The sequence below is a fragment of the Legionella nigrisilvae genome (assembly GCF_977063395.2).
This window is the reverse complement of sequence record NZ_CDRUGZ020000019.1, coordinates 70,452-92,227: the sequence shown is the minus strand read 5'-3', so window position 1 is coordinate 92,227 and position 21,776 is coordinate 70,452. Positions and strand designations below refer to the sequence as shown.

The window sequence follows — 21,776 nt, the reverse complement described above, 5'->3', positions numbered from 1 at the left end:
ACTGCTTATTTTTTGTCTTTAATTTCTTTGACCAGTTCCTCGCGCGCCGCAGAATCTTTGATGATTGCATCCAATTTGCGTCGAAATTCTGGAATATTACCAAGAGGTCCCTTAAGCGATTTTAACGCTTCACGTAACTCAAACAGTTTTTGTAACTGAGGAACTTGATGAAGAATCCCATCAGGATCAAAGTCTCTGATCGATTCAAACTTTAAATCAACACTGACGGTATCATCTTTGTTTTTACTAAACCGGTTGGGTACGCGAACAGATAATTTGATGTCATGTTCTTTGAGCACATCATTAAAATTATCTTTATTAATATTTACGGTGGGACGTTTTTCTAAAGGAGCATTTATTCCCTGAGGATAAAACTCACCTAGAACCAGTTGACGCAAAGGGAGCTCAATTTCTTCCTCAACTCCTTCAATGAGCGCTTTATAAACAATATTAATCCGTTCCTTTGGAGCGACAGATTGATCCTTATTAGTCATTTTTTTTTCCTTATGAATAAGGTAGGCAATGATAAAATAAAAAAATCTTCTTATATAAATTAAACTAGCATAAATCTTCAAATTTGCAAAATTATTCTCCTAATCTACAATTAATTAAGTGAATGAAATTGAAGATAAATCTAATTTATGTCATTACGAATTACTTCTTGATGTATTATTTGCAATGATTCTTTTTACTAATCGGTTAAGCCCTTCAACACGATTAATCCTCATCAAACTCTGCTTCGTATTTTGGGACTTCCAGCCCTTGGCTTAAGAGCTGGGACTTGGTCGCCAAGGAGGTGAAATAACCTCCATAACTCAGTGCCGGGTATATTGCCGCTTTTTTTACTGTTGCGATACCACCCTTTACTTTCTCTACCCCGGTTTCGATTTTCTCTGTTACAGGCTCCAGTTTCTCGACCAAGGCGGATGCTTTACCAATAAGTGGTTCCACTTCTGATTTTAACGCACTACCTAAGTCGACAAGTGTGTCCGTTGCGACAGTAAACGCATGTTTTGCACTTCCCCATGCAGCCATTGCTCCCCCTATCAACGGTACACTTTGTGCAGTATTTAAACCTGCTTCTTCTAGCGCTTGGGCCAGTGCAGCAAGCTGCGCGGGTACTGCAAGTTCTCCCCCGCCGACCCCTAACTCCGCCATAGGCCCTCCCGATATAGTGCCCATTATATTGACGTCAGTACTTGCTAGATTAATTGTTGCATCAGTAGTCAAAGTTATAGCGGCCTCGGAGACAAGATCAATAGTGGGGGCGGTAATAGTAATTCCCTCTTCAGTTATGGTAATAGAAGATTCGCCCACAGTTAGTGAAATCGAGACCTCTGCTTCCTGCATAATAACAGGCGCTGTTTTCAAATTCGTCGATGAGTCTTGTTCATATCGCCAACCGCTACCTAATTTAACTTGAAAACCAGAGGTAGTATCAATCATTGCGCCAGCTCTTGAAATAAAATCAAGTCCGAGCACAGAAGACGAGCGAGCGCCAAAGCAAGAGTAATAATCGGCTCCATAAATGGTGTTTGAAGAAGTACCCTTAACGGTCACCAGATGATTTCCTCCAACGGTTAGTGCGCTATGATCAGCAATGTCGGTAATCGCATTTTTGCCCACTGTCTGGCATACGCTATTATCTGTTCTAAGACAATATCCTGCATCTAATTGTGAATTAAAGATATTATCTGTGCCTAATACCATAGTGGTATTGTTATTCGTTGTAGAGAATTGCATCCCTTTTGTTTTCCCATCCCGCTCATTAATAATGAACACATTGTTTTCTTTAGTATAGAGCCCCATATAATTTTGGCTATTTGCCGTAATGATATTTCGATGCGTGGAGTTACTTATTGTCCCGAGTATTATGGGTAAGTCTGGGTTACCAAATTGGAAACCGATTACCACCTCGTTTCCTTTGCGAAGGGGTAAATTAAAGGCGTATTGATCCCCAAGGTATGACTCCATTTTTCGCACCCATGCTGAGCCTTTCCCAGGATTGTCATCTCTCATTGCAAAGCGAAATTTGTACATTCCTTTTTTATTTATTTGTACGGTATCATCATTTCCTTCATGATCAATAAATGCAGGAAATAGGCCATTAATACGAGGAATATAATCTTGAATTGTGCTCCTGTAAGCAACCGATTTATCAATCGCTCGATATTCACATTTAAAATAATCCTCGGGTGAATGCACTTCCCCTGAATGCAGGGATAAGAAGGATTTTTTTTGAGAACCCCTATAGGTACTTTCAATAATTAACATGGGGATATTTAAAGGGTGGATTCGGAAATTCTGGTGTTGGATGATTGTTCCCGGAATAATAAGTGATCCCGAAGAAACTCCTGTTAAAATTTCCTTTTTACATTTATAACTTTCACTAATAAAATTGGCTATCCGCTGATTTTCTTTATTACTTTTGACGTTTTCTGCCCAAAAAACAACCTCACCATAACCCAGTTCATCAATCATGGCTTTCGAGGTGTAGGGTTTCGATGATTGTGCGTGATTGTATGATTTTACGGTGACTTTCTGTGGAAGAACTTGGGTGGTAAGTTGAATATTGTAGACTAGATTGCAGGTGGGATTTTTTTCACTGAGTGGGGTATAGGCTTGATAATAAAGGATACTGATATCCTGATTGTTTTTTAGCGTGGAATTGCTGTCTGTAATGACCAGTTTTTCGCCACTTTTGTCTTGGCTAAAGTAGTAAATTAAACCCTCCCGCTCCATCCACCGCGAAATGAAATTCCAGTCTGTTTCATTATACTGAAAAATAAATGCTTTAGGTTGGTGTTCCATCATTATGTCGAGTTCAACTTGCGTAATTCCATTTTTATCGAGGATGCTTTTTATAATTTGAGGTATCGATTGCTGTAGAAAAATTTCATTTTGTTTTATATGTTGGAGACGATGTACTTTCGGCATTAATTTAATTTTATATCTTTGGTACTGATCAATCGCATCGAGGTGAGAAAACGATACAATTTCTCCATTCAAGGGGGTGGTACCACTTATTTTTTTTGCAAATAGTAAGTGTGCTTTCTGGTTGATTACTTGCTTTGCCCGGATTACGCTCTTACTCACAAATTCTATATCAAACTGATATAACTCAGAAATAGCCTGCCTACCTTCGAACTCTAAAACAATAATTTCGGACGCGTTAACTCCTGGAATTTCTAATTGAGGCATCACTATTTGGGTTTTCATTAACACTCCTGTGCCTTGAATTGGTTAGGGCTATCGAATTGAGAATGACAATAACGAAGTACTCTTGTCTCTGTCAAGATAGCATTCTTATGCTTATCTTGGGGACTAATTAACAAAACTTTTTATTTTACGAGATTGACAATGATTTTCTCATCAATCATATTGTCAACAAATTTTAGCTGTTATCCACAGCACCAGGACTATTCTTCAAAGATGAAGATATTAAGAGATAAACCACACAGTATTATTACATTCAACTTCCGCCACCAAGGTAAACCCCAGCTCGCTATTACTATTATGGCTCTGTTTTCTTTTTTCAAAAAAGGCGAATTTTTAAGTTATGCGGATTTTTGGAAGCTTGCAAAAAAATCATTTAATTCCAACCAAGGTGAATTTATTGATTTATACATGCCCAAAAAAAGGGCGGAATTTTTTGTTAAAGGGTGCTGTTTTGCTTATGACGACAATACCAGTTCAAGTTTTGTAAAAGTAACGCTGGGCGACATGCAAAAACAATTAAATGTTTTTGGCGATAGGCAATGGGTAAAAGTAGAATCAAATTACCATTTATCCAAACCGGTTTGCTTCCGCCGTATGCCGATAACGTTAACGAACGCGTATGGTGGTAAGGAACATGAAATAAATCCGGAGGGTAAAGGATGGGCAAAAACGGACTCTTTCAATGAATTGAAGGTTCCAAATGTTGAAATTCCGACACACCTTATAAGATCCCCATCCGATGCTCCGCAGCCTGCTTTATTGTTACCTCATTCACCTACATGCAAATATCAACTTGATAAATTAGGAACATTTAACGACGATTGGCTAATAAATCAAAGCCCTTATTATCCATCTGACATTGATTGGCTCTATTTCAATCTTGCAGAAGCGGATCAGCAAAGTGAACATTATTTTAATGGGGATGAAGTATTTACTTGTGCCAACATGCATCCTGAAAAACCATTGATCACAAGTCAGCTTCCCGGCGTACGTGTTCGGTGTTTTTATAAACGTATTGACAGCACTGAGAGTTTAAGTGAATTAAACCTAAATCTGGATACACTTTGGTTATTGCCTGAAGAAGAAAAAGGAATTCTCATTTGGCATGGGGTACTCGATACCCAGGATATAGCTGCCAATGATATTGATTTTATCTACAGCGTAAGTGAATCCTTAAATGAACCGAAAAAGGATATTGAATATTACATTAAGCTTCGCAACCCATCCAAAGAAAGAGTTGTACAAACCAAGCTAAATGAGTCAAGAACCAAGGCTCGAGCGAGTCGCCGCGTTGGTCTTGATTTGGATTTCGATAAAGAATTTCAAGAGATTGCTAAAATTTTTCATCCGGGCAAGACCTTGGAAGAAATTGAAGAAGCCAAGTTTTTTAAAGGAAAAACACCCGAAGCAATACTACAAGAAGTAGCGCAGTTTTATAAAAATCAAAATCAAACAGTCCCAGTTTTTGATAAATTTTCATTTGAAAGGGCTCAAAAAAATATCCCTCCACAAAATATAAATTTTTTTGAGTATCTTAAAAAACACATCATCCAAAAAGAAGTTCCGGAAGAAAAACAATCTGAGCTATTAAAAACCCTGGAACAATATAAAGAACCCTTAAACCGTATAGATAAAATCAGCTCCTTTACACAATTTCGAACCGGGAAAGCGGGGAAATCACCTTATTCACGAGAAGAGATTATTCATGCTTTTCAACAAGGAAAGGAATTTTCCAGTGAGAATTTGGCGGGTATCGATTTATCGGACTTAGATTTATCAGGCATTAACTTATCAGGCTGTAATTTAAGCGAATGTAATTTAGCACGTACTCGCCTGAACAATGCAAATTTATCGACCACCACGTTGATTAATACCAATTTATCTGAAGCAATATTGGCTCGGGCCAATTTAACTCAGGCTTTAATAAAAAACTCGGATTTAAATCGAACTGATTTTAAAGAATGCGATATGCTTAGAACCCAGATTCAAGGGTGTTCAGCAAAAGAATGCAATTTTTCCGCAGCTTTTTTAAATTACGCCAAACTTAAAAACTGTCAGCTTAATGAAAGCTTATTTGTCAGTCTTAAAGCCAATTTTCTCGATATTTCGGACTGCAGCTTTGACTCCTGTAATTTTTCTGAGTCACGACTGCAATTTGCTACTATTAATAAATGTGTTTGGATAGATTCCAATTTTATTAAGGCTGATTTATCACATGCTCATTTTAATGACACAAAATTGTCTAAAGTGAGCGGGAATAAGGTCATTGCACCTAAACTCTCACTAACTAAATGTGCTATCGATAATCTGGTGATGGAAGATAGTAATTTTGAGCATTTAAGCTGTAAGGGATCACAAATTTCTGAATGTCGTTTCTCCAACTGCTCCTTGTCTTCTTTAAACCTGATGAATGCTCAATTAATTCGCGGTGATTTTATAAAATGTGGAATAACCAATTTACGGTGTAACGATCAAACTCATATATCAACAAGTAATTTTGAACATTGTGATTTAAGCAAAGGGGCCATTCTGGGTGGCCATTACGAACAGATCTCTATTGCTCAGTGTGAAATGAATGCTTCTCAGTTTATGAATAGTACCCTTACTAAATCAAAATTCAGTCAATGTAAGGCGAAAAAATTTAGATTTGTTAATTGTACAGTGGACTCTTGCTTTTTTCAGGACATTAATTTTTTTCAAGGTATTTTTCACAGTTCAACATTTGAAAATACTGAATTTAATCATTGTAATTTATACAGCATTCCGTTTATAAACTGTCGAAAAAACAATGTAAAACTACAGGATTGCTTGATGAGAACCATTTCGTTAAAGGAAGATGAATCCTTATGAATGCTGAAGAATTGGCAATTAAACTATCCAAAAGAGAAATAATTCAAAACGTATCACTAGAGTTCATAACCATTGAAAACATTGAGGCGCGACGTGCAGTATTTTTGAATGTGACATTTAAAAATGTGATGTTTAAAAACGTCTTATTGGTTGCATCTGTTTTTGAAAAATGTCGATTTGAACAGGTCACCTTGGAAGCATGCACGATTCAATTAGGTACAATAATTTCTTCTACAATAAATCAACTCAAAAGTCACAAGTCCAATTGGCTGGGTGTGGATTTTAACTCTAATGAAGGTTCTATCGATATTGGGGCTACAGAATCCGATTTCTCTAATACTAAATTTCGTGGACAGGACCTTAAAAATTGTGAGTTCATAAACTGTACTCTTACTAAAATCAATCTTTCAAAATGTGATCTATCTCAGGGTAAATTTATCGATTGCAATATGGAACGAGTAACTGCCAAAAATGCAAAATTTTCTGGCGTACTTTTTGAAAATGCCAATTTAGTTGCGGCAAATTTTGAAGCAAGTGAGTTTAATGACATTCATTTTAACGGCTGTAATCTTCATAGAAGTTTATTCATTCAGGCGAAAATCCAAGACACCGATTTTTCAAACGCATCGGAAACAAAACACATTAATTTATTTAAAACGACCATAAAACAAACGACGTTTAAAGGAATGAATTTGGAAGCAGCATGTCTCCAGGAGGCCCAATTAGAGGGGGTAAATTTTTCTGAATGCCTATTAAATCCAAGTAATTTTAATCAGTCCAGGATAATAAATTGTCTTTTTGATTCTGCTAATTTAACTCAATCATTATTTGAAGAATCCGAAATAAGCGATAGCTCATTTATCCATGCCGAATTAAGTTATGCGCGATTCAATAACAGTGTTATAACTGCTTGCAATTTTTCCAAGGCAAATCTAAATTTAGCCACATTACATCATATTAGCGAAGTCAGGGTTAATTGGGAGGATGCAAATCTTGATAACGTATTGAAAACCAATCCAGAATTATTGGAAGCAGAACAATGGACATAAAATTAAGGAATTCATCATGCTTGAATCGGATGTAGCCAACTTAAATAACAAAGGCGAATTGTTGAAGGGAAAAATCAAATTCTTTTCAGATGATATCTACCATATCCTTCTCCAGGGACAATTAGTTCGTGCTCAGCCAGCATTCTCCTGTTTAATTACGCCTTTAGTTGATGACGAAGTATTACTGTTTAAAGACGGAACTAACTATCATATTTTATCGATTATTCATCGTCTACAAACCGCTGCTTTATCGATAAAATTGGGAAATCATTTAAGTCTGGTTGGTGAAAATAACCATTTAAAAATTAATGCACCAACAATCAGCCTAATGGCAAATGATACAATTAATTTAAGTGCATCCTCACAAAATATGGAATGTGATACGGGAAAATTTTCGATACAACACGCTCACTTCCGAGGACAAGAGTTAAACTTTTCATATCAATCGCTCAAGATGATTTGTCAGTATATCCATACCATCAGTGACACGGTTAATACTCAAGCATTACGGGTTTATCACTGGGTAAAGGAACTGGAACATCAATTTTTAGGGCGAATACGAACTATTGTAAAACACAATTACCGGATTGATTGTGATGAAATGGAAATTCATGCTGAGGGTGATACCAAAATTGCTGCGAAACAAATTCAGTTAGGATGATGAAATGACAATGGCGTGTATGCTAGGTGGTGAAGTATTGACTCCCGGTCCCATAGATATCTGCAAAATGCCTCCAAGGGGTGTTCCTAATCCTTTTATGAATATCGGTACTTGGCTCATGAGCGTGGATTTCGTTCCTGCAGTATTAATCAATTCATCACCAAGCTGTAATACAGGAACGATTATTCCCGAATCAAACGGGGATCAGGCAGGAACTATGGGGGGAGTGATTTCTGGAACGTTCATGCTAATAGTCACACCCTTAACGGGTGCATTTAATGTACTTTTAGATGGCTTACCTGCAAATAATCTGGGTATGACTGAAACTTTCTCAAATGATACGAACACAACAGGGATTTATTCCATCCCCTCACAAACCGATGTGATTGCAACCTGATATGGGATAGTTATGTGTTGTGGCTATTCCCGTGGCTTCTCCACGGGATCCAGCGATACTTGTATGATTTCCTCTATGTCCCGGACACCCTTTCCCAGGTTACCCCTACCCAGAGTAGTGAACCACCAATTAATAAAGCTTATTAACTATTTTTTAATAAGGATAGTTGGGATGGGGTGCTATCAGAATTCTTGTCAGTTGTTTTAAAGAACTGTGGTCCAGAAGAAGCTGTAAACTGATTTAAATGCTTCAAGAACTCATCCATTAATGTTAATTGATTTTTAAAATCTTCCTTCAGATGAGAATTAACCAAGCGTTTTTCTTCAAACATCTTAATTGAAAGCTTAAGTGCCTCAGCAGGTTCTAGCGGGCCATTTTTATCTTGATAAGCACTCAATTCAGAAGAAATTTCACTTTGAATGGCAATAAAAGGTAAATGATTTTCTATAGCCGTATAAAGATTGAGAGTAAATAGTTGTTCTAAATGAGCTTTTAGCTCAGACTCATCTTTTGCAAACTGATTGAGAAATGCATTTTTTAGGGTGATGAAACCAGTTAATATTTGTCCCATGGAATGTTGTTTGGAGATTAATGGCCGATGACCAAATTGTTTTAGGTTTTCATTAACGTAAGGATAATAATCTGCACGTTGGCCGCCACGAAATTGCATTATTCCGTCACTATAAAGCCAGGTAGTCAATTCATCTGGGTCTAAAGAAGTCGTTTTAACAACCTTTTTTATGAATTCGCGCATTTCTTTTTCATAGATGCTGAACGTAGAGAAGTTTGGCATGAAAGATCCTTATTCATCATTAAAAAACGAAGCCTACCCAAAATACTAAGGGTGGTAAAGCCTTATTTATAAAAAAAGCCGATAATTATAGCCAAATTAGAGAAAGGTATTTTACTATTAAGTTACTGAACTTTAGTTATAAATTTTGTTTAATTTTCTCGTACAAAGAAGTTTTAATCCCTATATGATAAAAGCCCGCAAAAGTATGTAAAGGGATATCCATTACATGAGCAAAAGTATGATAAATGGAATTACTATTGATGGTTGCTGATAAAGGTATTTGGAATCCGAAGGGTGGATAATTAAGATCTAAGGCATTAATGGTTTTAACTGCTTTCACACCTTGTAACCAGTGTTGTACAGAATCTTCTTTTTGGTACACCGTGCAATATGCATGAATAGGTAATGCAAAAGTACCGGTCTGCAAACCATATTGATTCGCAAATTGAGGATCATATGCAATACAGTACGCTCTTAAACTATGATCTTTATTGTATCCAATAGGAACGACACAACCCCTTTTTCTCGAGGTAGCTAGCCCATGTAATTGGGCGACTACATTATTACTTTCAATCTCCCTTAAAATCCAAAAATCATGAACAACACGCTTAAAGAAAGGGATTGGCAGCCGAAACATGGCTGCTTGAATACAATATCCTTGCATAAAAATCTCCCAGTAAACAGCGTCCTTCATTCGATTCTGTATTTGAGCCTTACCTAAATCTCCATTCCCTGTTCACTTTATCTCATTTTTAGTATAGGCGCCGGGATGTATTTAGGCTTCCCGTTTAATTAATGGGAACGCCTGGTTTAGATGTCCGGACTGATACAGGAAGGTCTTTGGAGGTGGTATTTTTAAAAAAACCAAAGGTTTTTAATGAGATTCCGACGTCAATATCCGAGTTTAGTTCCACATCAAAACTGTGGTCATGAGCGAGCGTTGGCTTATAATCGGTTTCTACGTCCATTTCGGAAAGGACATCGGTTTCTGAATTGACATCCGAATCGTGATCAGTTCCTGAACTCTCATCAATTTCAAGATCAATTTTTTTATGGTTAACTTTATTGAGTTGCTCTCTTAAATAGTCTGCAATTTCATTTTGAATACTGGCAACGGCCTTCTTATAAGCAATGCTTAGTGATTTTTTTTGCGGTGAATTACTAGAAAGTTCACATAAATACCGAACAATTCCAGGATGTTTAAATTTAACTGCTAATTTTAACGCGTCCTCGATAGTACGTTGGGTGAGTGAATTAATTTCCTGACTGCATAAATAGGTAACAATACTCTGCCTGCCTTCTTTAACCGCGAGCAGAAAAGCCGCTTTAACAGCAGATTTACTTGGCGGATTCAGTGGAGAGCGACATAAAGTAATAAATGTCTCCGTATGATTGCCTTTCACCGCCCAATTTAGGGCTTGATTTAAACTATGTTGGGTTGGTTTTGTCTTGGTTGTCATTGAGCAAAAAAATTCAACGAGTTCTGATTTTCCTTTTTTTGCTGCAGTTATCAGGCCATGATTGATCAAACCCTGATCCGATGAATAAGTAGGAGAATTGTATAGGTAGGTAACAATTTCCAAATGCCCATTCATAATGGCATGATCCACTGCTTCTTCAAATTCTGCCCGAACTATTTTTCTCGGTAGGTCATGAAAACATCGAACCAAGGGTAAACAACCGGACTGACAGGCTTTTACAAAAGCTCTTTGAATGATGGAGCCTCGGGGGGGATTTGTTGATAAATTACAAAGCCCTTGAATTGCTTCTAGATCCAAACCAGCTACGGCATGGTTGAATGCTTTTTCAATTGCACAAAGAGAGGGCGGATGTTCTTCTGCATCTGCCATAAATAGAGCAATATCCCAATATCCTAATTCGCTTGCCGAATGAAACCATTTATTGATTGCTGATTGATTTGCGAGAGTGACACCAGAATTATAAAAATATTGAACTATGTTCAACTTGCCACGGCTAATGGCTTGATTAAGGATTTTAATCTTGATAGCGGAGGATTCGTAATCGTAAAGATCGAAGAGGTCCTGGATGATCTTTAATTCACCTTCTGCTGCTGCCCCGAGAATGATTTGTTCCAGTTCATCTTCATTTAAGGTCACCCTATCAAGGTGACAGAGGTGAGATACAACATCCCATTGATTTGCTTTGGCAGCAATAATTATCGCTTGGTTACAATCTTCCAATGGGATTTGTTCTTCCAACAGAGTAATTAAACCAAGATTGCCATATTTTGCAGCCTTAAGAATAACGTTTTTACCTTCATATTCTTTCTCTGTCCAGTTAAGCCGTTGTATTGGGGGACTTTCTAATTGTTTAATGATTTTTTTTCTGATTAATTCGTTATCAATGGCCGCTAGAATTTCAATAAGAACACGCTCGTATTCACTGACCCCATCTTCTGGAATTACAAGGGGTAAAGATAGAGCCTCAATAAAGGCATCCAGGTTAAATTCATTTCCATGACAAAGAAAGGCAGTTTGAGCGATTTTTGCCTGCAATGCATATTTGTTATTGAGGGTGTATTTTGCTTGCGGTTGGATGAGTTTAAATACATTAAGTTTGCGAGACGCTTCAAGCCAAATATCTTCGATAATTTGATAATTACGACTACTAAATTCACAATCTTTAGTTTGTTCAACAATACATTCGATGACACGTTGTTTTATTTGTTCACTTCGTTGGGAAAGTATGGCTTCGCAATCTGGGTATCTTTTGAGTTGGCGTAATAATTTTTCATCTTCTAATAGGAATGGATGTTGAACAAGATTATCAATAATTGCTTGGAATACGAGTTGCGTCACGGGCCCTTTTTTCTTTGAAAGTATCAAAAATAATGCCATTAATTGGAAAATGAGTTCGGGATCAGAAGTATGTTTTAGCGTGATTTGCTGAATAAATTCACTGATATTTTTTTCATTGATGTATTCAGAAAGTTTTGGTTTATAAGGTAATAGGTAAAATATGGCGCCTTCATTGTTGGATAATAATTCTTGTGCATGTTGATCGTCAATTAAACGCGCTAAATGTTCTAGGATAGCAGGGGAAGACTCGCGGGCAATTACATTAATGAGGCCAGGTAGTACTTTGGTGAGCGTCTCAGCCTCATTCAGAGTATTTCGTAAGGCTTCCACCCATTTCGAATCGGTATCTTCTTCACAAGTTAATAGTGCTGCGTGTAAAAATGTTGTTCCAAATAGTTCATATAGGGCTGAAAAATTCGTTGCGGTTAAGGTAAATTGTAGGGGTTCTTCTTTTTGAGGAATATTCTGAAGTTCGTGCTCACTAAACACTCCCTGGAGTGAGTAGCTTTGAAATCCTCGTTCATCACTACTTGTTTTTTTAACCGCTTCCACAAGGGGCTTGGCTTCCGGAAAATGATTAAGTAAAGCATATAAGAGAAACACTTCGTTGTCTTCGGAGTGTAATGTAAATAAATTGTATTTCAAAAAATCATGAAGTAAATAGGTTTGCAAAATCTGTTCCGGGCTAGTATTGCGCTGAACTAACCAGAGTATAAATGCCGCGAACTTCTGTGTATCAGAGATCCAATCTCTACATAATCCTATGATCCCTAACGGATTTTTTTGCTGGGATAGCTTTTTGTTAAACAGGCTTAGATGGTGTTCAACCTGTTGAATGTCGTCAATAAATTTCTGGTTATGCAACTCAGAATCAACACATTTTTGGATTTCAGGAAGATTTTTAAACAATGCATCATTTTGTTGATAAAAATTAAGTGTATGGCCGCTGTCTTCCTGCAATAAAGCCCGAAACAATTCGAACAATTTAGCATGGAGCAACGAATTTTCTTTATCCACTTTAGGTAGTAGATATTTAAGGGTAATTAAAAATAAAGAATCCTGCGGATTTTCTTCGAATGTTTTTCTGCAAAATTGAAGATAATCCATGAATAAAATGTGTTGCTCTACCTTCTTAATGTCTTCCTGAGTATCAAGACCTTGTAGCTTTCCAAGACGGGCATTTCTCAGAAGCACACGGTTAGTGTGACGTGCTTGAAGTTCTTCCAGTTCGAGAAGTTCTCGAGATAGGTGTTGATTAGATAGATGAAAAATTTTTTCATCACTTTGAAGCCAGTTAAAAAGCTTTGTGATCATCTTTTGGCTCGAAAGGGTAACGTAAGCATAAGATGTACTACAAATGATCTTGAGTCAAGATATTATTTGTGCTTTCAGAGTCAAATTTGAGCTCAGTGATATTGGAAGATCGGTAATGAAAAAAAATATTAACCACTCTAAAAATAGAGCATGGTATGCATTAAAAAAACAGTAGGTTTGTGGATTTAGTTGTTAGTGGGAGTTGCAAAAAATATTCTAGCTTGATCCATGAGAAATACATTGAAATAGGAGGTAAAGAAATGGGAGTAAGTCTGATTAATGGGCGCATAACCAGACTTACATGCAGACTACAACGAGGAGAGTAACCACATCCTTGTGGTATAGCGTCTTCCATGATGCTATAAATTCCTTTTAAGACATCCACTGTCATTCCTCGTTGTAGTAAGCATAACAAAATGTTTTAAATTAGCATTGCCTTTTTATCTCATATTCGTGTAAGAAATTTCTCAAACTTGAGATTGAACCGCAAAAAAACAAAATTTGCTCTACGTACTCCGTTTATATGTAAGTGTAAAAAAACATAAGGCATCTTGAGATAAAAATTAGCTGGCAATTCAATCCCATCTCAAAGAATAAACTTAGGGCAAGGCGTTTAAAGAGAGATCTATAGGCCTTAAAATTTTTGGATTTCATTTAATTTAATTTTTTTATATAAAGTTTTCCGTGTTAATCAATCCTTAAGCTTATGTGTTTTACACTGATAAAAAGTCAAGAGGAGACTACCATGTCAAACAAGAAACTAACTGAACGTTTAAATCGGGAACTTGATGAGCTTGGAGTTCCTGCCTTAATGACAGAACGCGTACAAGTGTGCTCTAAGTTGTTCCAATTACCTAAATTTAAAATTGAAGCTCTTTTACATGGAGTCATCGCTTTGGACTCTACCTCCATGCAAAAAGTTGCTAATGAGCTCGAGGTCAGTATGGATTGGTTGTTTGGAAAAACCAAAGAAACCACTCATTAGTCACATTAACCTAGCCCGGGAGACAAAACTCCCGGGCTATTCATAAGAACCCATGGGCTAAGCTTTAACAGGAGTGACTCATGAGGCAAGACTCATACGGTATCCACCCCTTCATTGAGAATCAAGTTTTGAGTAAGACATAGAACCATAAAACTGGAAGCATAATAATTGCAAATACTAACGTTTACATGCACATGAAGTAGCATGTAAACGATGAATGAAGTGAGATGAAACAAATAATTTAATCGATTAGTTCCAATGAGGAACTTTCAGTGATGCCATAGGATTTATTTTGCATATCATGACAAACGATGATAAACATTCACTCCATGGTTAAAGACATCAACAGCGTTTGCAATCCTGGGAATTGTAGAGTTACCTGAAAAAAAGGCGATTCCTGCTTGTATTCCTCGGCCAACATTACCACCTATACCCAAATTGTTATATGAGTTAGGGGCGATTGCTTCTAATGCGTGAATTGCCACGTCGGGAAGATATTCAATTGCTGAGGCATCTGGATTAGTAAGATACTGAACCATAACTAAAGTTGCAATGATGGCATTGTAGCCACGATAGACAGTGAGCCAGTTCAAAAGGTTGTACGTAGATACAGATTGTGAGGGGGTTTGTTGTTGCTTTTCATAAGACATTATTAGTACTCCTAATTCGTGATCCAAAAAAATTATTCCTCGCGCCACATTATAAATTAAACAATATTTAAATCACATATTTAATAAAAAAGTATTTTAAGAACAATTATTTACTGAGCGTTACTGAGCGGAAACTCTTGGGCTAAAAAGTAATCAAAGAATAGTTGTATCCATCTTACATTTTAAAACTATTATTGGCTGAGGGGCTAAGCTTCATCCCATTAAGTATTTTTTCGAATACCTCATAATTATTGGAATGGGAATTGGTATTAATTATGGGAAAAAGTAGATGTTGAAAAAAATCGGCTCTTTTTTCGATTTCTTCGGCATAGGTCTCTGCTACAAGTTCAGGCTCATTTTTAAAAGCGCCACAACCCCAGGCACCCAGAACTGCATGGGTTTGTCCCACAAGGATTAAGGTATCCAGTTGAGCCGCAATTCGTCGGCGTAAATCTTCTCTATGTTCTTTTAATACACTAGGCTCTTGTGATTGCGATTCAGCAAAGTGCTCGGGCGCAGCGGATCTTAATTCATAAAAAGAAAAAATACTCTCTGAAGGGAGAAACGCATAACTTAATTCTGGACTGGATGTAAGTCCAGATCCTCCATAGTCATCTACCGTCGAAGGCAGCAATACTTCCGGACCTCTAAAACATATTCTAGGTTCTGCACTATGGAGGGTTTTATAAATATCTGCAGTATCTAATGTAGGACAACGTGCTTTTACAATATCGTACTCGAGTTGGGTCATCCTTTTTCTAGCTTCTACTAATGAGGCTCCTTCTTCAGTATATATAAACAGGTTTGAAGTCTTATCGAGTTTGACGATTTTATCCATCAATGAAAGTAAACATGAACTTCGGTGCCACATATTTTCTTCTTGAGCACTCCCACCTTCTAGGACAGCACCTCCGGGATATCGAGAATTTGCCATATTCAATACGGTGTAAATTACCGCATTTTTTTTGGTTGCTGTTAACGTGGCACTTCCCCAATCCTGATATTGGACTTCAACTTTCGGGTCAACCGAAGAAGCCACAGGTTTTAATTTTTTCCAACGTTCGAAATTACTAATTGCCGTTTTCTGTAAATCTAGATATTCCTTGGGAGTAGTTACTTTAATTATTGTTTCGTGGATACTATCATGGCGCCAAAGATTACCAGATAAGCTTCCTGTCAGAAGGTTGGGTCTATGTGAGGAGTGAACCTCATGAATGGTAGAATAAATGTCATTTGCAGATACACGACCTCTGAAAAATCTCAACCGACCTAACATAATCTAGATCCTTAACTTTTGTGCATATATCGCAATGGACTCCAGTTTTCCTTTGGTTATGCGGGCAATAAAATAATCAATAAGAGCATATATTTATCATAGTGTATCTAGTTTGGAATTCAAGAAGATCTTCTAAGTTTTCACTAGTATTCGTTGAAAGATAAGAATATTTGTTTTTCTTGAGCTTCGTCGTTTTATTAGAAAAAAAGCTGAAGAGAGGCCATAATATTTTTATCTATAATTTAATTCATTAAATGAGGTATATTAAAAGTTCATAAACAAGGAGTGTTTATTATGATAAGAAATTCCATAAAAAATTTGAGTGGTCTTGTCATTCTTTCTTTTTCAATTCAAGCCCTTGCCCATGATACGATTCGAGTGCATGTCAAAACGAATGAAAAGACAGCTGCTGCATTAGGATATACTGTAGATGGTAAAAAAGTAGGAGCTCGAGGAAAGTATTATGAAGGAAAAGGGCCGGCAAATAGAGAATATGTGTTTGGATTTAGGAAAAATTCGGCCTTTGGTCCCGACGTGCTATGCGGATCCCAAGTTCTAACTAAAGATAGTATTGTCACTTTAATTACTAAAGGTGATAGTTGCTCAATTGTAGTTAATTAAATAGGAACTGTAGAATTAGTTCATGCTTTATGATGTATTCAATGAAACATCATCGAGATGGAGTCTATCGGAATGATAGTGCTGCATCCTCGATCATTTGTTCATAAACCAAAACTAAAACTGAACCATGATGAACCTCCAAAACAATATCAGGTGTTTGAGCTCGATTAAAACATGAGGTTTGTCCTGGAAATGAAAGATGAGTATTATTGAGCTCCCATCGCAGACCAATTGAAGAGAGGATTGCTTCTGGTATTCCCATTAATGAAATTTTTGTATGGACTGGCAAGGAAAGATTAATCTTGGATTGTGCATTCAGCACAAATCCCCTTATCGGTGGTGCATATAAAAGACAGTTGGTCCCCATAAAGATATTCATGTTATTTAGTACATGATCCAAATGTCCCCCATTTACCCCAACCACAATAGCGGGTAATAAATCCTGGTCTTTTAAATAACCCAGGGCTTTTTGATAATCACTCCTGCTTTGATCCGGGATATGAAGAAAAGGGTGGTTTTTCAGAAGAGCTGGATGGACTGAATCTAAGTCCCCAGTGATTAATTGAGGACGAATTCCCTGTTCAAATAAACTATTTGCCGCGCCATCAGCTGCAATAATTGGCAAATTCATCGCAATGAAAAAAGATGAATCAGGTAAATTTCCATTGAGGCATAAAATGGATTGATACCCAGTTAAATTAATTACATCGTGTATCATAATGTCTTTTTAATAAAATAAGGAGCAAACTGACAATTAAACCCACTACATTAGAGCTGGTTACAAAAAATGAGTCGGTGCTACTTCCATATATGATCCAAGCTACTGAACAAATGAGGTAATTAATCAGCATAATCATGGAGAGATCTTGGGTTGATCGGGTTTTTAACGATTTGATAATTTGGGGTAATAAACCAATAAAGGAAGTAATAAAAGCAATCATACCTGAGAGCATAACAATAGACACATTTTCCTCCGCTCAGACGAATGAGATCAGGTTCAAAGGGTTGGTTTAATTCCTCTCAGCCATTAACGGGCACCCCCAATGTACAAAAATCATTCTAACATGAATCATGCGAATGCTGAAGGTCTATTTAGAATACGTGCGTTTTCGTTGTAGGTATACACCGAGACTCTTTGTGCAAAAGGTTTTGATTTCGTACTATTGTGCTCAACTTGACTTTCGTTTAATCAAAAAGCAATATTTTTTTATCTGTTCAAAGTGATTTTTTCTTAGGATAATGAGACCACGATGTCAGTTTGGTAAAAATTTTTTCCTCCAAATTGATATTAGAGTAGATCATTGATCCTTAAAGACTGGTTCCTTGAGGATGTTTTTTCAGATAAGGAATAAAAATGAAAAGAATTACATTGTTAATCATGGGATTGGCCCTAACGGGTGGAGCCATTGCGGAAAGTGGTCCCAAAGAGGAAGTCCGCCATATTGTGACACTCAATGGGCTTACTCAAGGAGATGGACGATATATTCGAACTGATGTTACAGAGAATGGTCAATATAAATATGGCTATTATTTTTGTGGAACCCGGCATAGCATAGTATATGGTGATATGGTGTTTGCGGATGAAGTAGGTGAGTCTTACCGTGTGGAACGATCGATTAAATTTTCGATTTGTCAGGATGAAACGTTAAGCGAATGTGAAGAATTTGCCTCGGACCATTTTACTATTTTTAAGAATAAAGAAGGTTATTTAGAAACCGATAGTCGTCCTGTCTTACCTATTAGTGTAGCCTCACTAAAAGACTCCTTTAAAGCATGTCAACCTAACCCAGAAGAAGATAATCGGATGAAAAAAGTAATTCATGCTGGGAGTAATTATTTGATTCGTAAAGGTTAATTGGAAATAGCGCTAGGAGGCGCAGCATACCCTTGGGAATTTTGCTACCATCTCCCGTAACATTCGGGATGTCTTAGGTCTTGCTGCGCTTATCAAAGCCTCAAGAAATCATGGCCGAAGGTCCCAAATTTTTTCTTAAACTTAGAGCAAAAATAGCGAGATTTTACTATAATGGCCCGCTTTCTTTTTTAAAATGAATATTATGTCCCAACCACGAACTTCGATTTTGCTAATTGGATTATTATCAGCCTTTTCCTTACTTACCTTTGACCTTTATCAACCTTCGCTGCCTTATATCACTAATGTTTTTGGTACCACTCATAGCTTAAGTCAATTAACCTTAAGTATTTATTTGCTTGTGTTTGGTGTGACCCAATTGATCTGGGGACCATTAATCGATCATTTTGGACGACGCCGTTTGTTACCAGGCAGCTTGTTCCTTGCTGTTCTTGCCAGTTTAATCTGTGCTTTTGCAACGAATATCTATGTACTCATTCTGGGACGCGCCTTACAAGGATTTGCTTTGTGTTGTGCGAATTTGATTGCTTTTTCAATATCTCGGGATTTTGAGGATACCATAGAGCGAGCTAAGGTTCTGTCCTATGTTTCGATGATTGTTTCAATATCACCTATTCTTGCTCCGGTATTGGGTTCACTGATTTTTACCTATTATGGTTGGCAGGCTAATTTCATATTAATGGCGGTAATTGGAATAACACTATTACTGCAATCGCGTAAAGGATTGTTTGAGTCTCCTTTTTGGAAACAACCTCAAGAATCTTTTATGGTTAATAAAGTAATTAAAGCCTACCAAGAGATCATTCCATCTCCCACTCTTTGGAGTGGTTCTTTTATTATGATGTTTAGTTTCGCAGCCGTAATGCTTTCGGTGATTAATTCGTCCTATATTATTATTGATCAATTTGGGTTTTCCCCTTTGGTATACGGTATTATTTTTATTATTAATGGCTTAAATATAATTGTGGGCAACTATTTAGGTATTTGGCTTCGTAAATATTTCAGCATGGCATCGACTATTTATCTTGGAGCTTGGTTTATTATTATTGGTGGGTTTGCGATGTTAGTGTGCGCAGCTTTTTATGAATTCAATTTGTATGCTCTATCTTTTGCATTAATTTGTAATTTAGGAATTAGCTTAGCTGCTCCTGCTACCATGTCCATCATGCTCGCAGATTATAAAGAAAATACCGGACTTGCACTGGCTATAATCCATACCGTGCGTATGTTTGGCTCATCGGTTTTAACAATCATAAGTGCCTATTTGCTAATGCAAACGCTAAATGCCTTGCCTTTAGGTTTAATTGTTTGTGGACTTGGTGCGCTTTATAGTTCTTGGCATTTTAATCGTCTAACAGCCGAATCGGATGACTCAGGATTGCGTGAGGCAGAAGCTGCCTAGTCTGCACGTTATTTACCCAAGGAAGACTCTGATTAAATTCATAATCCAGGATGTATAAAGTTCTTCTTATGTAATTCTTAGAATTTCAAGAGGTGCATGTGGTATCATTTTGTTTTCACACGTACTTATTGTAAAGAATGAAAATTAAAATTTTCTTTTATGGATTATTAGTAAATCTTCAAGTTTTTGCTGCTCCTCATTTTGTACCGGCGGAACCATCTTCGGCCAGTCAGTATGAGATCAACGGAGCTGCATTATGTTCAACTGCTAAAGAAACCCTGGCTTATTTAAATAAGGGCAACCATTATGATTCACGTGTTATTCATGAGGGTACTGTTTTCCCTGTACCCGTAGCACGAGTCAAAGCCACTTTAATATTCATTTGCCAACACCAAAACGAATTGAACAATCCTGCGTTTATAAAAAAACATTTTGATTTCGTTCGCTGGTATCCTGATCTGGAACAAGCGAAACCTTTGAAGAGAAAAAAATCACTTCTTGCTCATTTGCCCCAAGATAAAATTTTAATGACCAAATATTATGTACACCGTGCAAAGGCATCAACCCAGCCTAGCGCAGCCTATCCATTTGCTCTGTACGGACTTCCTCGAGATGAGGAATCATTAACAGTTGAAGAGGCCGATGCAAAACCCGAATTGACACGTTTCCACTATGGGAAGCAAGCTATATTAAAAGGTGCATTGACGAATAAGAATGTTCCTGTTTTGGCTTATTTTAACCGAGATGATCTAGAAGCGGCATTAATGCAGGGCACTCTGGTCGCAGATTTTGGCAAGAACCAGACAAAAATCTTTAATGTTCATCGTTGCAATAATATTGCATACGACAAAGCTAAAAACCCCTATCAACAAGAACGTTACTGGTATTTTAAAGGGGTAGCAGGAATTAAAGGGTATGGAAAAGACGCAGATCATAAAATTACAGTAAATCCAGAGGTCACTTTTGCCGCAGATCTTGAACATTTTGGTTTAGGGAAACTGTTGTTGATACAATACCCCGATCGAACAGGTAAAGTGGTGACCCGAGCTGGTATTTTTGCAGATACAGGTGGTGCATTCCAAAACAATTTATACCAAGTTGATTTTCTAGCAGGGAGTTATGCGGGGAGAGAGGAGTTCACCCAAGCAGCTCGTCATTTGCCCGATTATGTGGCTGCCTACTTTATGGTGTTGAAAAAATGAAAACTTTCATATTCTGCTCATTGTTTTTAAACTCTTTGGCCCATGCATTTTCGTGTTATGATCCGCAAGTTATCCATCAGAAACCTATCCAATTTAATAAACAACGAATTGCTTTAACACGCCAATATCAATTAGCTCATTATGGGATTGACTCTAATTCAATTGAAATTGAACCGAAAATGATCGTCTTGCATTGGACATGTATTTCTACGCTCAAGGCGACTTTTCGTGTTTTTGATTCGCCTACGTTCCCACAGAACTCACCCCGTATTAAAGAATTGCCGGGTACCTTGAATGTCTCAAGTCATTTTTTAGTTGATCGTGATGGAAGTATTTATCAGCTCATGCCAGAACACTGGATGGCAAGACATGTTATTGGATTGAACCATTATGCGATCGGCATTGAAAATATAGGCGGAATAGATGGTAAGGATGATCTAACTGAGGCCCAAACTAAAGCCAATGCATTTTTAGTGTGTTATCTCAAAAAGAAATATCCTGAAATAGAATATGTTATTGGACATAATGAATATTTGAATTTTAAAAACACCTCACTTTGGCTTGAACGCGATCCGAATTATCAAACCGATAAAGAGGATCCCGGTCCAAATTTTCGAAAGCGTGTCATGAAATTAGTTCACGGTTAGTAACAGAATTAAAATGTG

The 21,776-nt window shown here is 37.1% G+C and carries 19 protein-coding genes and 1 riboswitch; of the genes, 10 read left to right on the top strand and 9 right to left on the bottom strand.

Annotated elements, in window-relative coordinates:
- Positions 1–5 precede the first annotated feature (5 nt).
- Complete coding sequence (gene tssB / locus ACWTE2_RS05520; protein WP_182391764.1) at positions 6–494, bottom strand: type VI secretion system contractile sheath small subunit; 489 nt, start codon at positions 492–494, stop codon at positions 6–8.
- Positions 495–717: 223 nt separating this feature from the next.
- A complete protein-coding gene (locus ACWTE2_RS05515) occupies positions 718–3,219 on the bottom strand; it encodes a type VI secretion system Vgr family protein (protein WP_454784520.1) in 2,502 nt (833 codons plus the stop codon).
- 213 nt (positions 3,220–3,432) lie between these two features.
- On the opposite strand from ACWTE2_RS05515, the gene ACWTE2_RS05510 reads away from it, so the two are divergent.
- Genes ACWTE2_RS05510 through ACWTE2_RS05495 form a run of 4 tightly spaced genes read left to right on the top strand, consistent with a single transcriptional unit; the run spans position 3,433 to position 8,176 of the window.
- Complete coding sequence (locus ACWTE2_RS05510) at positions 3,433–6,069, top strand: DUF2169 family type VI secretion system accessory protein (RefSeq protein WP_454784519.1); 2,637 nt, start codon at positions 3,433–3,435, stop codon at positions 6,067–6,069.
- Positions 6,066–7,118: a pentapeptide repeat-containing protein gene (locus tag ACWTE2_RS05505; protein ID WP_454784518.1), complete on the top strand. Its 1,053-nt coding sequence runs from the start codon at positions 6,066–6,068 to the stop codon at positions 7,116–7,118. Before ACWTE2_RS05510 ends, ACWTE2_RS05505 begins: the two co-directional genes overlap by 4 nt.
- 16 nt (positions 7,119–7,134) lie before the next feature.
- Positions 7,135–7,779, top strand: coding sequence for a DUF3540 domain-containing protein (locus ACWTE2_RS05500; RefSeq protein WP_454784517.1), 645 nt, complete (start codon positions 7,135–7,137; stop codon positions 7,777–7,779).
- A gap of 4 nt (positions 7,780–7,783) precedes the next feature.
- Complete coding sequence (locus ACWTE2_RS05495; protein WP_454784516.1) at positions 7,784–8,176, top strand: PAAR-like domain-containing protein; 393 nt, start codon at positions 7,784–7,786, stop codon at positions 8,174–8,176.
- Positions 8,177–8,318: 142 nt separating this feature from the next.
- On the opposite strand, the gene ACWTE2_RS05490 is transcribed toward ACWTE2_RS05495, so the two are convergent.
- The 3 genes from ACWTE2_RS05490 to ACWTE2_RS05480 all read right to left on the bottom strand — a co-directional run bounded on the left by ACWTE2_RS05490 (position 8,319) and on the right by ACWTE2_RS05480 (position 13,102).
- Positions 8,319–8,969 carry a hypothetical protein gene (locus ACWTE2_RS05490; protein ID WP_454784515.1) on the bottom strand — a complete coding sequence of 217 codons (651 nt, stop codon included), beginning with the start codon at positions 8,967–8,969 and terminating at the stop codon, positions 8,319–8,321.
- A 136-nt stretch (positions 8,970–9,105) separates the two neighbouring features.
- A complete protein-coding gene (locus ACWTE2_RS05485) occupies positions 9,106–9,633 on the bottom strand; it encodes a hypothetical protein (protein ID WP_454784514.1) in 528 nt (175 codons plus the stop codon).
- Between the two features lie 124 nt (positions 9,634–9,757).
- Positions 9,758–13,102 carry an ankyrin repeat domain-containing protein gene (locus tag ACWTE2_RS05480; protein WP_454784513.1) on the bottom strand — a complete coding sequence of 1,115 codons (3,345 nt, stop codon included), beginning with the start codon at positions 13,100–13,102 and terminating at the stop codon, positions 9,758–9,760.
- A 745-nt stretch (positions 13,103–13,847) separates the two neighbouring features.
- Between ACWTE2_RS05480 and ACWTE2_RS05475 the strand changes: the two genes are divergently transcribed.
- Positions 13,848–14,087: a hypothetical protein gene (locus ACWTE2_RS05475; RefSeq protein ID WP_454784512.1), complete on the top strand. Its 240-nt coding sequence runs from the start codon at positions 13,848–13,850 to the stop codon at positions 14,085–14,087.
- Positions 14,088–14,386: 299 nt separating this feature from the next.
- Here the strand turns inward: ACWTE2_RS05475 and ACWTE2_RS05470 are convergent, their stop codons facing one another.
- The gene (locus ACWTE2_RS05470) at positions 14,387–14,737 is read right to left on the bottom strand and encodes a hypothetical protein (RefSeq protein ID WP_454784511.1); all 351 of its coding nucleotides are present in this window, start codon (positions 14,735–14,737) and stop codon (positions 14,387–14,389) included.
- A gap of 175 nt (positions 14,738–14,912) precedes the next feature.
- A complete protein-coding gene (locus ACWTE2_RS05465; RefSeq protein ID WP_454784510.1) occupies positions 14,913–16,013 on the bottom strand; it encodes a poly(ADP-ribose) glycohydrolase domain-containing protein in 1,101 nt (366 codons plus the stop codon).
- A 294-nt stretch (positions 16,014–16,307) separates the two neighbouring features.
- Between ACWTE2_RS05465 and ACWTE2_RS05460 the strand changes: the two genes are divergently transcribed.
- On the top strand, positions 16,308–16,634 hold the full coding sequence (locus tag ACWTE2_RS05460) for a hypothetical protein (protein WP_454784509.1): 327 nt from the start codon (positions 16,308–16,310) through the stop codon (positions 16,632–16,634).
- A gap of 64 nt (positions 16,635–16,698) precedes the next feature.
- Here the strand turns inward: ACWTE2_RS05460 and ACWTE2_RS05455 are convergent, their stop codons facing one another.
- Positions 16,699–17,352: a thiamine diphosphokinase gene (locus ACWTE2_RS05455; protein ID WP_454784508.1), complete on the bottom strand. Its 654-nt coding sequence runs from the start codon at positions 17,350–17,352 to the stop codon at positions 16,699–16,701.
- Positions 17,333–17,599 carry a SemiSWEET family sugar transporter gene (locus tag ACWTE2_RS05450; protein ID WP_454784507.1) on the bottom strand — a complete coding sequence of 89 codons (267 nt, stop codon included), beginning with the start codon at positions 17,597–17,599 and terminating at the stop codon, positions 17,333–17,335. The genes ACWTE2_RS05455 and ACWTE2_RS05450 overlap by 20 nt, the downstream gene beginning before the upstream one ends.
- Positions 17,586–17,686, bottom strand: a riboswitch (TPP riboswitch). Its footprint overlaps the gene before it by 14 nt.
- A 302-nt stretch (positions 17,687–17,988) precedes the next feature.
- Here ACWTE2_RS05450 and ACWTE2_RS05445 point away from each other — a divergent pair.
- From ACWTE2_RS05445 to ACWTE2_RS05430, 4 genes are all read left to right on the top strand, one after another.
- On the top strand, positions 17,989–18,489 hold the full coding sequence (locus ACWTE2_RS05445) for a hypothetical protein (protein WP_454784506.1): 501 nt from the start codon (positions 17,989–17,991) through the stop codon (positions 18,487–18,489).
- A gap of 202 nt (positions 18,490–18,691) precedes the next feature.
- Positions 18,692–19,909 (top strand): multidrug effflux MFS transporter, encoded by a 1,218-nt coding sequence (locus tag ACWTE2_RS05440; protein WP_454784505.1) that lies wholly within the window; start codon positions 18,692–18,694, stop codon positions 19,907–19,909.
- Positions 19,910–20,046: 137 nt separating this feature from the next.
- Complete coding sequence (locus tag ACWTE2_RS05435; RefSeq protein ID WP_454784504.1) at positions 20,047–21,111, top strand: hypothetical protein; 1,065 nt, start codon at positions 20,047–20,049, stop codon at positions 21,109–21,111.
- Positions 21,108–21,758, top strand: a complete 651-nt coding sequence (locus ACWTE2_RS05430) for an N-acetylmuramoyl-L-alanine amidase (RefSeq protein WP_454784503.1) — start codon at positions 21,108–21,110, stop codon at positions 21,756–21,758. The genes ACWTE2_RS05435 and ACWTE2_RS05430 overlap by 4 nt, the downstream gene beginning before the upstream one ends.
- Positions 21,759–21,776: the final 18 nt, after the last annotated feature.

What these genes read in the sequence shown, in the direction of transcription:
- ACWTE2_RS05495 (WP_454784516.1), top strand. Translation starts at nt 7,784, where the DNA reads ATGACAATGGCGTGTATGCTAGGTGGTGAAGTATTGACTCCCGGTCCC.
- ACWTE2_RS05430 (WP_454784503.1), top strand. Translation starts at nt 21,108, where the DNA reads ATGAAAACTTTCATATTCTGCTCATTGTTTTTAAACTCTTTGGCCCAT.
- ACWTE2_RS05500 (WP_454784517.1), top strand. Translation starts at nt 7,135, where the DNA reads ATGCTTGAATCGGATGTAGCCAACTTAAATAACAAAGGCGAATTGTTG.
- ACWTE2_RS05460 (WP_454784509.1), top strand. Translation starts at nt 16,308, where the DNA reads ATGATAAGAAATTCCATAAAAAATTTGAGTGGTCTTGTCATTCTTTCT.
- ACWTE2_RS05435 (WP_454784504.1), top strand. Translation starts at nt 20,047, where the DNA reads ATGAAAATTAAAATTTTCTTTTATGGATTATTAGTAAATCTTCAAGTT.
- ACWTE2_RS05455 (WP_454784508.1), bottom strand. Translation starts at nt 17,352, where the DNA reads ATGATACACGATGTAATTAATTTAACTGGGTATCAATCCATTTTATGC.
- ACWTE2_RS05480 (WP_454784513.1), bottom strand. Translation starts at nt 13,102, where the DNA reads ATGATCACAAAGCTTTTTAACTGGCTTCAAAGTGATGAAAAAATTTTT.
- ACWTE2_RS05510 (WP_454784519.1), top strand. Translation starts at nt 3,433, where the DNA reads ATGAAGATATTAAGAGATAAACCACACAGTATTATTACATTCAACTTC.
- tssB (WP_182391764.1), bottom strand. Translation starts at nt 494, where the DNA reads ATGACTAATAAGGATCAATCTGTCGCTCCAAAGGAACGGATTAATATT.
- ACWTE2_RS05465 (WP_454784510.1), bottom strand. Translation starts at nt 16,013, where the DNA reads ATGTTAGGTCGGTTGAGATTTTTCAGAGGTCGTGTATCTGCAAATGAC.
- ACWTE2_RS05445 (WP_454784506.1), top strand. Translation starts at nt 17,989, where the DNA reads ATGAAAAGAATTACATTGTTAATCATGGGATTGGCCCTAACGGGTGGA.
- ACWTE2_RS05470 (WP_454784511.1), bottom strand. Translation starts at nt 14,737, where the DNA reads ATGTCTTATGAAAAGCAACAACAAACCCCCTCACAATCTGTATCTACG.
- ACWTE2_RS05490 (WP_454784515.1), bottom strand. Translation starts at nt 8,969, where the DNA reads ATGCCAAACTTCTCTACGTTCAGCATCTATGAAAAAGAAATGCGCGAA.
- ACWTE2_RS05515 (WP_454784520.1), bottom strand. Translation starts at nt 3,219, where the DNA reads ATGAAAACCCAAATAGTGATGCCTCAATTAGAAATTCCAGGAGTTAAC.
- ACWTE2_RS05485 (WP_454784514.1), bottom strand. Translation starts at nt 9,633, where the DNA reads ATGCAAGGATATTGTATTCAAGCAGCCATGTTTCGGCTGCCAATCCCT.
- ACWTE2_RS05505 (WP_454784518.1), top strand. Translation starts at nt 6,066, where the DNA reads ATGAATGCTGAAGAATTGGCAATTAAACTATCCAAAAGAGAAATAATT.
- ACWTE2_RS05475 (WP_454784512.1), top strand. Translation starts at nt 13,848, where the DNA reads ATGTCAAACAAGAAACTAACTGAACGTTTAAATCGGGAACTTGATGAG.
- ACWTE2_RS05440 (WP_454784505.1), top strand. Translation starts at nt 18,692, where the DNA reads ATGTCCCAACCACGAACTTCGATTTTGCTAATTGGATTATTATCAGCC.